Raw genomic sequence first — 13983 nt, forward strand, 5'->3', positions numbered from 1 at the left:
GCAGCCTACGTTGCATGCGGCAATACTTTTCGTACAAAGCCTAGATTATGGGCTTTGTTGCATGAGGGTCCTGCAGTTGACAGCGCACCTCCTCCTGGAGCAGAAGTGTCAGGCTCTGTGGCATCCCCGGCAGCAAACAGTTCCCAGAAAGCAATTCCGAGCCAGGCAGAGCCAGCTATTACGCCAGCAGTGATAGGTGTTGAGATGCCCGTCATTTCCGGCTGGTACACGTTCTGCCCTACCGCGGCTGACCAAGGTAGCCCAAAACTTCTGGATCTCCTTTATGACGTGCGAGCGAATGCCGGCAAAGTGGCCTTCTTCGACATACAGGTGGACATCGACTGCGTGTTGGGCAGGCAGCCGGACTATGATGCTGCGTTCAGTAGGCTCGAGGACGCGGACGAGGTAATTTACCTCTTGCGCGTGCCCCTAGTAATGGACGGCGATCCTGTCACGCCCCGGCAATGGATTAGCGGCAAGCGCGATCCCTCCGTTCTGCGTACCATGTATAGCGACAATGGTTCCGCGATAGCGATACACAATGGGAACGACAGTCGTAATCCCCTGTCACGTTTCCAGCCCCATGTTGAGGGAAGCAACGACATCCTCTTCGGGCCCTATGCGATAAAGGAAAGCTCCGACGACGATGCCATCACGTTCGATCTGAACGCTTCGTTTCTTGACAGTGCCGCTCTGCAGCAGGCGACCATTATCGCGGAAGAACTCCGTGCTACCCGTGCGCTGCCTACGACTTTGCATTCGCCAGTCGGGAAAGGCGGGTCATAACCGTTTTTGTTTTGCGCAACTGCCATTCTGCTTGTGGTTGGGAATGTTTGCGAACCAACACCGCAATGTTCGAAGCGCGAGCGGTAAAGATCCGGCTTGGGGCGGAAGCCGTCGATCAGAAGGATCAGCTCTTGGCCATTGCCTGCTTATCGTCACTTTGGCATTCGTTGATTCTGTTCAATCTCGAGCCAGGGCATCCGTCGTCGTCTGTTGTGCATCCTTTGCACGTAATGTTGCTGTACGTCTGCAATGTCGTCATCTGCCGCCCATCTAACGCGCGGCAGAGCGGCAGCGGTGCATTGCCAACTCCGCTTCCGTAAATTTCTGACGGTAAAATCGCCTGAAAGCGAATTTTTGATACCGGATGAGATGCCACCATTTGGGCTCTAGAAGCAGTTGGAGCCTTGGCCATGAGCAAAGAACCGCAAGCGATAGTCGCCTTGCTGGATCAGCAATATGAGCAGTTGTTGGTGGACGCGAGACGCCTGGTAACAAGCTATGTGGATGCGTCCATGAAGCTGTACAAAAAGACTGGGGCCAGATCTGTTGTAGCTGCCGTGTCAATCAAGCAAACGAGCCCGAATGCGTACTCGATCTACTGGTGCAAACTGGTGCCACTGCATGGGCAAAAAAACAAATTCGCGCCCCTTACTATTGCCAAGGGCAATGGCAAACACAAATACCCGGCTTCCTCGTTCGAGTTTGTTAAATACCCTTACCGCCGCCTGGTTTTGCAGGTTGAGGAGCGTCTTGCTGAGATTCGTAGCATTGCCAGCGAGAATCGTCAGCTGCGTCGGACGTTGGTCGCTTATGAAAAGAAACTGTCTAGATACCAAGCGCTTGATCATGGCGGTCTCTATTCGGGAGAGTAGAGGCTGAGTGCCTATAAGCAGTGCCGAACGGATCTGAACCGATTTTAGCGTCCGAAAGCCCCGTGCAGCATGGTCTGACGGGGCTTTCTTGTATCAGCAGTGAATTCCTGTGCGACATGTTGCAGCGCTTGAGTAGGTTACGGGCTATAAGCAGTGTAGTGCGCTAAATCTACTCGCTGCCAGCCAGCAGGCCAGTGCATGCGGGGTTCACAGGCTATATTTGCTATTAGCAGTGATGCGTACGTCCAAGGCTGCTGGCCAACTGCGATCTGTATTAGCAGTGAGAGGCTTCACTTTCATAAAATAAACATTGGTAGGTGCCGGTCTAGCTGGTACCTGTGTCGCGCAGCGGATGGCGGCGGTGATGCGCTACCCTTCACTGCATCGCTGCTGTTCGAATGCAATGCGGTTCATTACGCAGATGGGGATGGGGTAGCCCTGGATGTGGGTCGTGAGAGCCTCGCTGCCGGCGATCACCATGATGCAGGAGAGGCCTCTGCGGAAGCGCATTCCTCGTCCCGAGTAATTGCGCGGGATGATCTCCCATGATTCGTCGTCGTAGTAAAAACCAACGATTTCTGACCAGTGCGATTGGACGCCCGCGCCCATGATGCCTACTGGTGTCAGGCAGAAAATTTCTACCTGGGTTTCCTGCCCAAGAGGTACGGCGTAAACCCGACCGTTTGGTGCAATGGGTGGGAAGTACTGCCCGTTACCGAGGTGGCGAAATTCCATGGTGGTGCTCCGGATAGATGAGGTCGCTAGACACTCTCCGGTAGTTTTAGGAAAACCCAAGATCAGATGTTGCCTGCGAGTCGGCGCACGGGTTATGGCGTACCGGGCAAGCTAATTCGCCACATCGAGAAGCGAGCATGCCGTTGATCTAAGCGCTTCGGCGCTCCGGTCATTTTCGCATTGACGCGGCAACTGACTACCCAGCCAAGGTCATCGCTGATCTCATGGACTTGGGTGGCAAATATTGCGTATCGCAGTAGTGATGCCTTGCAGGTGGATTCGGGTAGGCGCCCGCTGCCGATGAAAAGGCAGCGGACAGTTTGTTACAGGTATCTGGTCATACCGCTGAAGACTCAATCGTCGCCACGCTTCTTGTCCAGATACGCTGCGACCATGTAGCCAACAGCACCTGTGATGGTGAGCGCACTGATGACCGCAAGTACCGCATATACCAACAATTCAAAACGATCCACGCCCTGACTCCTTTGACTCGAGGTAAGCCAAGTTTAAGGGCGTCTGATCTAATCCCAAATCTGCTGCGTAGTGCCTTAGCGGCTGGTACCAGCTGCTTCCTTCAGTAGGGTGGCTCGGGCACCGACGTATGCATCAGTTTCCCAGATACGTAAATTTCCGAGCTCGTAGGCGACGTGATCCCGCGCCTCTAGATCCTCGTCGTGGGGAGCGTTTCCCCCAAGAATCGGAGCTTTATGATCGGCCCATTGTTCGTAGAGCTCGCAGGCATACGCTGAGCGGCAATCATCAAAATTTAACCCATGAGCAAGCAAAAGCTCCTTAGCTGCAGGTAGGCTGTTTTGCCGCCATATCCGCCATGCTTCTTGTCTTGGATGGTGACAGTGCCGCACACCTTGAACTGCCGAGGCCGTTTCCAAAACGGCGATCTGCTTGCCCCCTGAGATATTAATTTTGCGGTGATCGTATGGATCTTCGCTGCCGTTACTTACCGAATGATATCCGTCTGCTTTGGCGTCATTCAGAGCTATTCGGGCATCGAAGAAAAACGCTTCACGCAGCGAAATGCCCAGATACCGCACTAACATAATCACCACCGCCAGGTGCTCAGAGAGGCGAGTTTGAACGTCTTCTACAGCTGCCTCGAACCTCGCTTGATCAAGGCTGCGCGGGACGGTAATCCGTGCATGGTTAGGAAAGCCAATACGGTCGCCAACGTCAGCTGTCGCGACTTTCCAGCCACCATCGGTTGCAAGGGCCATTACTGAATACACGGTCTCAAGCAAGTTCGCCGCGCCTTGCTGCGAGAGATTCCCGTGGTACACCTGGATACAGAGTTCTTCGCCGTATTGCCGCACCAGTTTTTTATTGACGAGCTCCAGGATGTCCACCTCATGAGACTCCTTGGCGTAAATACTAAACTGGGCCCACTGCTGGTCGTGGATCATTGCCTCGTGTTGGCTGAGGAGGCCGCGCCGGACTGCCTCCCTGAGGATCGCCGAACCGGCCTTGCTCAAGTCCCGATCAAAATGTAGGTGGAAACTCTGCTTCATGGTCATTCCTCCAATCAGCTCAGGTGCTGAGCTGCTGTAGGGAATGTTGAGGAAGAAAAAATATCCTGTGGTTCGTTTTCGGTCGCTTTCAGCACCTGAAATTGACGAGCGCATCCGTCCCGTAAACGGTCGTTTACGGCACACATATTCCAGCTGATCTTTTGGACTTGGGATTTACCGCTTTCCTGTCACTTTTCCTGTACCGAAATCAGTGAGAGAAAAACGTATGGGAAAGCGGATTGGATATGCCCGAGTGTCGACTGATGATCAGAACCTCGACCTGCAGCGAGATGCACTTGCTCTGGCTGGGTGCTCAACAGTCTACGAGGAGACCATGAGCGGCAAGTCGGCGGACAGGCCGGAGCTGGGGCATTGCCTTAAAGCTCTGCGTAACGGTGACACTCTGGTTGTCTGGCGACTGGACCGCCTCGGTCGCTCTTTGCCTGACTTGGTTGGGATTGTCAGTAGCTTGGAGCAGGAAGGGGTGGCCTTCGAATCCATAACTGAACGAATCGAAACCACCAGCGCTGCCGGCAAGCTGATTTTTCACGTGTTCGCTGCCCTGGCTGAGTTTGAGCGCAACCTCATTCGAGAACGAACTCGTGCAGGACTGGCTGCGGCTCGTGCCCGTGGGAGAAAAGGTGGACGCAAGCCTGCGCTGGATGATCGTCAGGTGCGTGAGATACGAGCTCTTCTCAGAGATCCTGAGATACAGGTAACCGATGTTGCCCGACGGTATGGCGTTTCTCGAACAACGCTTTACCGCTACGTCGGTTCGCCGAAATCATCTGCGGTCGTTTAAGTGGTGGTGTTGTTTTCCGCTGAAGTTGCCCAGAAAATTTTGGGCGCTATGACCTAGCAGGCAAGTGAAGGATATCTCCGGCGTTCTAAGTGTGCCGGACTACCACTGAATAAAAATAGGGCGTTTTCATGTCGGTGCTTTTTTCTGTGAAGGGATGCGTTGGTACCTTGCTGTTGGTTGCGTTGGTGGGTTGCTCCAGTACCCCGAAGGTAACGTTGCCAGAACCTAAAGATGTTCCTCGCGAAAAATGGTCCGATGCCATGTTGGTTCTGGAAGCCATGCGCATCGATGGTCAGCGCGATATTCCAAGGGTAATGGTCGGGAATGAAGTAGATAACCTGAGCGCGCCGCGATCTTCGGGAAGCTCTGGAGGTTTAGCAACGGCGGGTTTGGGATACGTGTCGCCTCCAACTGGTTTTAGCAGCGCAGGCGCAGCCTCTCTTGGCGTCGGGTTATTCTTGCTGGGTGGTGGCAGTGCTGGCCCTGTCTATCGCTACCAGGTTGCTGCGTGGGTGCCTGAGGAACTCGCGTCTAACCCGAAGGAGGCATCTGCGTTGGTCAGGTCGGCCTGGCTTGATGCGAGAGAAAAATACTTTGGTGGAAAAATCTCAAAGTTGCGTCATGAGCCGGCTAAGTACGCTGACGGATCAGGCAAGAAATACGACAGGCTTGCAGATTTGGCTGCTGGGAACCCCGCGCCGTTCGACGCTCCGGCGAGCGCTGCGCCAGCGTTCATTTCGGCCGAGAAAGCCTACGGCCCGATTTTCCTGACCGATCCCTCAGGCGAACTATTTGCTGACGCTAGCAGAGCTGATAAGGACGGCATGGATGCGCTGGCGGGTATTGCTCGTCACCTGCCCGAATGGATGTATGCATACTATCCTGGGCGGAATTGGCCTAAGGACTTCCGGCCTGCCGCGATTTACAACAAGAACGGCAATCTCTATTTCATTGGGAAGTAGTTCGTGGTCGACCAGTGCTACTGGCGTGTCGGGATTTTATCTGCGGAATCAGTCATACAGACTCTCGCGCGAGTCGAAGGTGTTCAATAAAAGCGAAGGCGCTCAAGACGAGTATTGAGCACCTTCGATATTCGTTGAGCACCTTCAGGAAGAGGTGGGCAGTCCCAATGCCCATCCGCCCTGCATACCTGTTTTGTGTGACCGTATACCGAGCTTTTTCCGAGCTCTACGAACTGATGCCCACGAAATGCAAGACTCTTCAGCTAGAGACTTCAACGCAGTGATTGCAACAGGCCCAGCTTGTAACGTCTCCTCCAGAAAGCTGCACGCTTCTTGAATGGCTGATGCTGGTATTGGGCTGTTCGTTTGCTCGATAGCAGCCAGAATGGCTTCAGCGCTTCCTTCGATGGCCTCTCCCCATCGGATGCAGGTTGTCTCCAACTGCTCGTCTATAACGATGGGCTCAACGAAATACTCGATCCCCCCGCTATCAATCGAAACGTTAGACTTGGCTCGGACAAGCACCCTGGCTTCTGAATTCTGATCCTTCTCTGCCACCAGTACAGTGCGAGCGAGCGCGGAGAATGCCTGGCTGCCGATTACACGATTAGCTGCGGAGGACTGGGCCGTACCTTTGCTCAGGTGAGATATGCCGAGGACAGCGCAACAATGCCGCTCTGCAAAATCCACTACCATTTGTAGCCCCTGTCGAACTTCGTTTGCTCGGTGCATGTCCCCCCGAATGAGGTTGATCAGTGGGTCGAAAATCAGCAATGAAACGCCGTTAATCCGTGTGGCTGCCTCGTTCAAAAGGGCAAAGTTGGCTGCAGGATCAAATTGTCGCCTATTCCCACTCTGATCCCTGAGCCCTTCGATAATGTGCACGCGGTTTAGGTCTGCATCTGCAGCCGTAAGGCGAGGAATTATCGTGTCAGCTATACCATCCTCACCACTCCAGATTATGACGTTGCCTGCGGCCTCACATTTGCTGCCATCTGGCCAGGCATCTCCTTTACTAAGCCTGGCTGCCAGCGAGATTGCCAACGTGGTTTTGCCGCACCCACCAGCGCCGGCAAGAATGGATAGCTTTGCCCTTGGCAGCCAGCCTGGCCAAATCCACTGGATCTTTTCCACTGGAATATCGACCGCTGCTGTGAGTTCCACCATCCAGCCTGGCTGTTGAGGTGTTTGGGGCTGCATTACAAAGCCTCCCTTTGCCGAATCCAAGCCTGGACTTCGCTGTTACGCCAGCCGACGCTGGAACCGCACAAAAGACGTTGTCGCGGGAAAAGGCCCTCCGATATTTTGCGGTAGATCGTTGAGCGTTTTAGTCCGACGATTGCCTCGACATCGCGTAAACGAAGAATTTTGTCATCGTCGCTGACGTCGTCAAAGTTGCTAACGTGCATTGCCATAGATTTGAGTCCTAGGTCCTGAAGCGTGAGGCAGCGTCCTCCGGCACTACTGCTAAAAAGGGTAAAAGACGGATATCGGCTGGCTATATAGCGAGCAGGGGCATTTGCCACACGCATAGGTATATGCGCGTTTCCGAGATTAATGTTCGGTAGCGTCGGAGGTCGTTGTGGGCTACAGAAATTCTAGGGCCGTAAGGCTTCTAGGGGCACAACGGACTGAGAGTGTTCTGCCAGATACGCAAATCAACCAATTGCAGTTGCTGCGGCCCGTTCAGCGGATGCGAACGAGGCGAAAGTTTTTAACGTCGTTACCAAGGCGACGTGGCGGACCTTTGCGGATCGATAGGGATCGCTTGGGACGGAGACTTTTTAACATGAGAGTGCCGGGCTGGCAATCAGCAGTGCTCTGCCTTGGTTGGGAAAGGGTGCCCAACCAGGGCAGTGGTTATCTGAGAGCTCAGCGTTTATCGGGCTCAACTAGTTATCTGTAGCGATATCGAGCTTGGGCAGCGCCTTGACGATTCTCTGGGTTTCCAGGCTAACAGTGACCACGCGCTGGAACAGCTCCAGAGGGTACTTGGGGTTGCCCATGGTTTCCACGGCCCAGTCGTTGGCGTCGTTGACGATGCCGCTGGCTTTGTCGGTGCGCACGGCTTGGCGCTCCATCACCCAGTCCAACGCGGCCTTGCCGTTGACCACATAGTCCCATGCCGCCTCAGGGATGCCCTTGAGGGTGATGCGGTGGTTGTAGATGACGGCGCTCTTGTCGCCCTTCTTGGCGAACTTCATCTTCTCCACGCGGTAATCTGCGTCGGTGAGCGTGCTCTTGGCCTCGATGGTCAGCGGGTAGGGCTCGACGGTTTCGTAGTTCAGGTGAAGCTCGGCCAGGGCACGGCCAGCCTTGCTGAACGCCCAGAAGTCGACGGCGTTCTTCACTGCCGGGATACGCGGCAGCTCCTTGCTCAGATTGTCGGCAAAGCGCTCGCGGTAGTCCGGGGAATGGAGGATACCGTAGACGTAGTAGAACAGGTCTTCTTTGCTGATCTGCTCGCCAGGGTAGGCTGCTTGGAAATGAGCAAGGCCGGTGTCAGTAATTGCATTGCGGCTGCGCAAGCCACCTTCAGTTGACTTGGAAAAGAGATCGTTCTCTGCGGGGTGGGGGGCTTCGTCGTAGAGGTAGAGGGGGAAGCATTGGTATCCCCCCATGCCTGGAGCCAAATTCAGATCCGGAATACGATTAACTATTAGTGCCGAGAATCCTTTATCCCCGCCTAAGCCAGGAACACAAATTCCTATATTCTGACTAGGCGATCTTGGAAAAATTCGTGGCATCTGGCCTACTCGATGAATAACAGACGCATCATAAACCAGCCACTGTTTGGTAAATGGTCGGTAGAGGGCATGACATAGAGCATCGCCATCGAAGCTATGCTGAATACCGCTCGCCGCATCGGCTAACAAGCTACTTGTCCAGCTAATTTTTGTGGGGTCGTTACAAACCAATTGAACAGCTTGGGCAATCCGATCTTTCTTTGTTCCTTTCAGATCGGCGTTGGTGAGAGCCGTCACCTCTTTGTGATAGACGGCCAGCATATCGCTGACATTCTCAGCCACAGCGATTTTGCTTGAGTTGTAAACCCAAACGTCTCGTCCCGATTCAACTCCTCGTGAGTAGTTCTCAAACAAGCTCGGTGCTGATTTGTCCTCCTTATCGCCCAAAACTATGAAATGGTTGAAGCTGTCGTCACGCTGTTTGAGCCAGTCACCGTGCTCATCCGGGGTGATGGTTTGCCAATTCCTAATGCCTTCCACGCTGACGTAGCTGGCGATCAGCTCTAGTTTTTCCTCGCGGCTGAGATAGTCACCAATATCGTGGAAATAAATCTGACCGTGAGCCGGTGATTGAGGGTTCTTGACCAACAATGAGATTGCGATAGGGGCGCGACTGCCACTGCCGAAAATCTTGCCACCTTCCTTGCGGGAGGTTTCGCCGCTTGTGCGCTGATTACCACGTAAATGGAACACATAGAGGCTGGAGAACTCATCCACCAAACACTTGCGAACGCCATCTGCTGTGTTGGATTCAACAAACCCCGCATTGGTTACAAATCCGATAATGCCTGCTCCCCCTATACGATCACTGGCCCATCGAATAGCTCGAATGTAGCTGTCGTACAAGGCGTTTTTATTGGTCGCAGCTGAGCGCGCAGCATAACTTTCACGAATGGAGGAATCGAGATTGAGATAGGCCAAATTAGCATTGTTGTCATTACCGCTATCCTGCTTCGCCGAATACGGTGGATTACCCACAATCACCCGAATATCCAGCGCCTTCTGACGCTTACGCCGAGCGCTGTTGTCCTCCAACAGGGCGTCCACCAGGTCGTCTTTCTCGTACATTTGGAAGGTGTCGGTCAGACAGATACCTTCAAACGGCGCGTACTCATCGATTACTTCGCCGTGGTAGGCAGCTTCGATATTGATGGCAGCTATGTAGTAGGCCAGCAAAACCAACTCGTTGGCGTGGATTTCATTCTTGTACTTATGCGGCAGCTCTTCCGGTTTAATTAGACCTGACTGAATCAGGCGGGTGATAAAAGTACCGGTGCCGGTAAAGGGGTCGATGATGTGGACGCCCTTACTGCCCAGGGTCTGACCGAACTCTTGTTGCAGCAGGTGGTTGACGCTGTGAAGGATGAAGTCCACCACCTCGACCGGGGTGTAAACGATACCCAGGCGCTCGGTCATCTTGGGGAAGGCGTTGCGGAAGAACTTGTCGTACAGCTCGACGATGATCTTCTGCTTGCCTTGGGCGTTGTTGATGCCGGCAGCGCGCTGACGCACGCTGGCGTAGAACTTCTCCAAGGTGTCAGCTTCCTTGGCCAGGTGGTGCTCATGAAGCGCGTCCAGCACGCCTTGCATGGCCTTGGACATGGGGTTGTTGCTGGCAAAACTGTACTCGTCAAACAGCGCATCGAATACCGGCTTGGTTACCAGGTGCTGGGCGAGCATTTCGACAATCTCGCCATCGCTGATGCTGTCGTTGAGGTCGTCGCGCAGCTCGGCGGCGAAGGCGTTGAAGGCAGCCTTTTCTTGGATGTTGGCCGGGTTCTCCAAGATGCCCTGGATGCGGTCAATATGGGTGCGGGCGATCTTGGCAATGTCGTTTGCCCAGTCTTCCCAGTGATGGCGGTTGCCGCACTTGTCGACGATTTTGGCGTAGATGGCCTTCTCGATTTCCCCCACCTCATAGGCCAGCTCCGCCTGCTGGGTCATCTGGCCTTCGACATCGTACTTAGCGCGTTTCTCACCAATGCCGTACTGGCCTTTGCCTGCCTGGCCGTTGCTGGTGCCGCTAGTTTTCCTGGCTTTTTTATCGGCCTTGTCGGTGATGGCGATGACTTCCATCTTGCGCGGGTCAGAGCCGATCAGGTCGAGCTTGTTGACCATGGCGTCGAAGCTGTCGTCGTGCGAACGCAGTGCCTGAAGCACCTGCCAGACCACTTTGTAGGTCTGGTTGTCATTAAGCGCTTCGTGGGGCTCCATGCCGGCCGGAATGACCACGGGCAGCACCACGTAGCCGCGTTTTTTACCCGGTGCGTTGCGCATCACCCGGCCCACCGATTGCACAACGTCGACCTGGGAATTGCGCGGGGTGAGGAAGAGCACGGCGTCAAGCGCCGGTACGTCCACACCTTCCGACAGGCAGCGCACGTTACTGAGGATGCGGCAGGTGTTGGCTGGCGGTTCTTCCTTAAGCCAGTTGAGCTTGGCTTCCTTGGCGCTGGCGTTCATGCCGCCATCGACATGTGCGGCTTCGCAGATGATGCGTGAGGCCTCATCGATGTTTTCTGACTCCTGATAAGCCTCCACCACCGACTGGAACATGCTGGCGATGTTGATCGAGCTGACCTTGTGCTTGGTGCCCTTGTAGTTGGGCGAGATGACCTGGCAGAAAGCTACAGCGCGCCTCATGGGCTGATCATCACCCACCAGGTTTTCGGCCAATCCCTGCTTGGCCAGCGCCTTCCAGCAACCGACTATCTTGGCGGCGTCGTCTACCTTGAGCTGGTTGTTCTCGTCCTTCAGCATCTCCTGAAGGCGCCGGCTGATGGTGCTCTCCTCGACGGTGAGTACCAGCACCTTGTAATCGGTGAGCAGGCCCCGCTGAACGGCCTCGGAGAAGTTGATGACGAACAGCTCTTTGCCGTAGAGCGCGTCGTCATCCATCGAGCACAGGGTGACTTCACCGGACTCGGCCTTGAGCTTCGCGTTGTCACCGTAGATGCGCGGCGTGGCGGTCATGTACAGACGTTTGGTGGCGCGGATGTAGTCGGCATCATGAACGCGCACAAAGTTGCTTTCGTCATCGTCGCCAAAGGTGGCGCCCGTGGTGCGGTGCGCTTCGTCGCAGATCACCAGATCGAAAGCGGCCAGGCCATGATCAGCCTGGGCACGGCTGATCACGTCGATGGAGTGATAGGTGGAGAACACTACGCTCATGTGCTCGGCATCATGGCGCTTGAGCATTTCCGCTGCGAGGCGATCTGCCTTAGTGGTGGCTGGGTAGCGTAGCTCGTGGGTGAACACCTGAACCGCGTCATCCTCTGCTTTGCGCTTCTTGCCAACGTCGCTGTCGGAGCAGACGGCAAAGCTGTGGAGCGGGGTTGCGCTTTCCTGCGTCCATTCGGTAAGGGTCTGCGATAGCAGCGACAGGCTGGGCACCAAGAACAGTACACGCTTACCCTTACCGGCCTGCTGCTCGGCAATTTTCAGGCTGGTGAAGGTCTTGCCGGTGCCGCAGGCCATGATCAGCTTGCCGCGTTCTGCGTCCTTGAGGCCAGCGGCCACGGCATTCAACGCGGTTTGCTGGTGCTCTCGCAGCTGCTTCTTGGCCTTGAGAGCGACTGCCTGATTGGGCTGGTACTTGGCCCAGTCTATCTGGCTGTCTTCCAGGGCTTGCAGGTCGATTTTACTGACCGGAGGCTGCTGGCCCTGCAACGCGTCCTCAGCGTGCTCGCTCCAGTTGTTGGTGGTGGCGACGATGAAGCGGTGCGAGAACGGTGCCTTGCCCGAGGCGGTGAAGAAACTGTCTATGTCCTTCTTCTGGACCTTGTAGTCCTCGGCGTACAGCTTGCACTGGATGGCGTGGTACTCGCCGGTGCCTTGGGTGCGAGCCACTAAATCAATGCCCGCATCCTTGCCACTGAGGCTTTGTTCCTTCGCCCACTCCGCATACGTCCATACTCTGTCGTAAAGGTCACGGTAGGTGGCTTCGTTGCGGAGGTAAGTGCAAATCAGCTCTTCGAAGTAAGTACCTTTTTCGCGTTCGGTGACAGAAGCGCTGCGGTAGGTATTCAGCAAAGCTGATAAGGCTGACATCGGTAGGAATTCCTTTTGGACTGCGCCTGGCGCATTACAGGCGCCAAATCGGCGCAGTTTAGCAATTCAGCCAGTACTGGAGCGATAAGATAGTGCTCGTATTAGCTTGAAGGCTTGCTGGCTGATGGGGGCGCTTGCATTCAGCGTTTTATCGAGTCCAAAAAGTCGGCCCAGATCTGCATCATTTCACGCCGCTCCGGCAAGAAGGTGGTTCGATCGTACGCACGTCCCAGCGGATTTTTTACCGTGTGAGCAAGCTGATGCTCCAGAAGATCGGGGCGAAACCCCAGCACCTCAGCGCCTATGGTTCTCGCTGTCGCACGAAAGCCGTGCCCAGTCATTTCGTCGCCGCTGATGTCCATGCGGCGTAACGCGCTGAGTACTGCATTGTTGGACATCGGCCGGTCGCCTCCTCGTGCCGAGGGGAAGGCGTACCGATGTCTGCCGGTGAGTGGTTTCAGCTCGCGCAGAACCGCGATTGCTTGTTGGCTGAGAGGAACCAAATGATCCGGCCGATCCTGTTTGGTGGCAGTGAGCCCTTTCATCTTGTGGCCGGGAATCAACCACTCGCCCGCATCCAGATTGACCTCCGACCACTCCATGTGGCGCAGGTCACCGGGCCGGCAGAACAGCAATGGGGCCAGTTTGAGTGCACAACAAACAGGCATTGTTCCCGTGTAGCTATCCAGTGCTTTGAGCAGTGCCCCGAGTTTTTCAGGATCGGTCACGGCAGCAAAGTGTTTCACCCGCTTGGCTGGGAGCGTCCGTGAGAGATTCCCTATCTGGTTGGGCGGGGTGATGCCGGCAGCTTCGGCGAACTCAAAAATCTGTTTGTAGATCTGGGCAACACGACGCGCCGTCTCGCGAGCGCCGCGCTTGATAATGCGCTGGAGGTTTTCGACCAGCATGGGCGTGCTGATGCTGCTAATCGGGAGTTTTCCCAGCCAGGGGAAGGCATTGAGCTCAAGGCGCTGCCGTACAGTCCGGGTGTACTCCGGGTCCCAGGAGGATTCGCGAATATTGAGCCACTGCGTGGCAACCGATTCAAAAGTGTGCTGGTGATCAAGTTGGCTGACCACCTTGGCCATGCGTCTTTGCAGCGAAGGATCTTGGCCGCTGGCAAGTTGGACGCGAGCGTCATCACGTTTGCGCCGAGCTTCCTGCAAGCCGACCTCAGGGTAAACACCAAGAGCCAGGCGTTTTTCCTTTCCCAAAAAACGGTATTTCAAGCGCCAGTAACGGCCTCCGTTGGGCTGCACTTCAAGGTACAGACCCTGTTCGTCGTATAGCCGATAGGGCTTGTCCTGGGGCTTAGCGTTGCGGCAGTTGGTGTCTTTCAGGGGCATTGGGGGCACATCCTCTCCGAGCGAGCTGATGAGCGTTTTATGCCCCCATATATGCCCCCGTCAACTGTGGGATGCCCTGGGATCAGGTGGGAAAACGCGGGCAAGAAAAAAGCCGTAAAGCTTTGATTTCTCTAGGCTTTACGGCTTTTCTGGGTCTTCC

10 protein-coding genes are annotated in these 13983 nt (G+C 55.1%); 4 read left to right on the forward strand and 6 right to left on the reverse strand.

Features of this window, described 5'->3' with window-relative positions:
* Positions 1 to 204 precede the first annotated feature (204 nt).
* Both B348_RS0107490 and mobI read left to right on the forward strand, forming a co-directional pair.
* Positions 205 to 786, forward strand: coding sequence for a hypothetical protein (locus B348_RS0107490; protein WP_017735520.1), 582 nt, complete (start codon positions 205 to 207; stop codon positions 784 to 786).
* A 410-nt stretch (positions 787 to 1196) separates the two neighbouring features.
* A complete protein-coding gene (mobI, locus tag B348_RS0107495) occupies positions 1197 to 1658 on the forward strand; it encodes a conjugative transfer protein MobI(A/C) (RefSeq protein ID WP_014754508.1) in 462 nt (153 codons plus the stop codon).
* A gap of 369 nt (positions 1659 to 2027) precedes the next feature.
* On the opposite strand, the gene B348_RS0107500 is transcribed toward mobI, so the two are convergent.
* Positions 2028 to 2393 carry a hypothetical protein gene (locus tag B348_RS0107500; RefSeq protein WP_017735521.1) on the reverse strand — a complete coding sequence of 122 codons (366 nt, stop codon included), beginning with the start codon at positions 2391 to 2393 and terminating at the stop codon, positions 2028 to 2030.
* 548 nt (positions 2394 to 2941) lie between these two features.
* Complete coding sequence (locus tag B348_RS0107510; RefSeq protein WP_017735522.1) at positions 2942 to 3916, reverse strand: hypothetical protein; 975 nt, start codon at positions 3914 to 3916, stop codon at positions 2942 to 2944.
* 226 nt (positions 3917 to 4142) lie between these two features.
* On the opposite strand from B348_RS0107510, the gene B348_RS0107515 reads away from it, so the two are divergent.
* Both B348_RS0107515 and B348_RS0107520 read left to right on the forward strand, forming a co-directional pair.
* Entirely contained in the window at positions 4143 to 4718 is a 576-nt protein-coding gene (locus tag B348_RS0107515) for a recombinase family protein (protein ID WP_017735523.1), read from the forward strand.
* Positions 4719 to 4846: 128 nt separating this feature from the next.
* Positions 4847 to 5680, forward strand: a complete 834-nt coding sequence (locus tag B348_RS0107520) for a hypothetical protein (protein WP_023109108.1) — start codon at positions 4847 to 4849, stop codon at positions 5678 to 5680.
* Positions 5681 to 5824: 144 nt separating this feature from the next.
* Here B348_RS0107520 and B348_RS0107525 read toward each other — a convergent pair whose 3' ends face one another.
* The 4 genes from B348_RS0107525 to B348_RS0107540 all read right to left on the reverse strand — a co-directional run bounded on the left by B348_RS0107525 (position 5825) and on the right by B348_RS0107540 (position 13823).
* Entirely contained in the window at positions 5825 to 6880 is a 1056-nt protein-coding gene (locus B348_RS0107525; protein WP_017735525.1) for an AAA family ATPase, read from the reverse strand.
* Positions 6880 to 7212: an AlpA family transcriptional regulator gene (locus B348_RS1000000132180; protein ID WP_306341803.1), complete on the reverse strand. Its 333-nt coding sequence runs from the start codon at positions 7210 to 7212 to the stop codon at positions 6880 to 6882. The genes B348_RS0107525 and B348_RS1000000132180 overlap by 1 nt, the downstream gene beginning before the upstream one ends.
* Positions 7213 to 7572: 360 nt before the next feature.
* Positions 7573 to 12477 carry a type ISP restriction/modification enzyme gene (locus B348_RS0107535; protein ID WP_023109107.1) on the reverse strand — a complete coding sequence of 1635 codons (4905 nt, stop codon included), beginning with the start codon at positions 12475 to 12477 and terminating at the stop codon, positions 7573 to 7575.
* Between the two features lie 140 nt (positions 12478 to 12617).
* The gene (locus B348_RS0107540) at positions 12618 to 13823 is read right to left on the reverse strand and encodes an integrase arm-type DNA-binding domain-containing protein (protein ID WP_023109106.1); all 1206 of its coding nucleotides are present in this window, start codon (positions 13821 to 13823) and stop codon (positions 12618 to 12620) included.
* Positions 13824 to 13983 lie beyond the last annotated feature (160 nt).

This window comes from Pseudomonas sp. CBZ-4 (assembly GCF_000346755.1).
Classification (GTDB): domain Bacteria; phylum Pseudomonadota; class Gammaproteobacteria; order Pseudomonadales; family Pseudomonadaceae; genus Aquipseudomonas.

Coding starts and splice junctions, on each gene's coding strand:
- B348_RS0107490 (WP_017735520.1), top strand. CDS start 205: ATGCCCGTCATTTCCGGCTGGTACACGTTCTGCCCTACCGCGGCTGAC.
- mobI (WP_014754508.1), top strand. CDS start 1,197: ATGAGCAAAGAACCGCAAGCGATAGTCGCCTTGCTGGATCAGCAATAT.
- B348_RS0107500 (WP_017735521.1), bottom strand. CDS start 2,393: ATGGAATTTCGCCACCTCGGTAACGGGCAGTACTTCCCACCCATTGCA.
- B348_RS0107510 (WP_017735522.1), bottom strand. CDS start 3,916: ATGAAGCAGAGTTTCCACCTACATTTTGATCGGGACTTGAGCAAGGCC.
- B348_RS0107515 (WP_017735523.1), top strand. CDS start 4,143: ATGGGAAAGCGGATTGGATATGCCCGAGTGTCGACTGATGATCAGAAC.
- B348_RS0107520 (WP_023109108.1), top strand. CDS start 4,847: ATGTCGGTGCTTTTTTCTGTGAAGGGATGCGTTGGTACCTTGCTGTTG.
- B348_RS0107525 (WP_017735525.1), bottom strand. CDS start 6,880: ATGCAGCCCCAAACACCTCAACAGCCAGGCTGGATGGTGGAACTCACA.
- B348_RS1000000132180 (WP_306341803.1), bottom strand. CDS start 7,212: ATGCGTGTGGCAAATGCCCCTGCTCGCTATATAGCCAGCCGATATCCG.
- B348_RS0107535 (WP_023109107.1), bottom strand. CDS start 12,477: ATGTCAGCCTTATCAGCTTTGCTGAATACCTACCGCAGCGCTTCTGTC.
- B348_RS0107540 (WP_023109106.1), bottom strand. CDS start 13,823: ATGCCCCTGAAAGACACCAACTGCCGCAACGCTAAGCCCCAGGACAAG.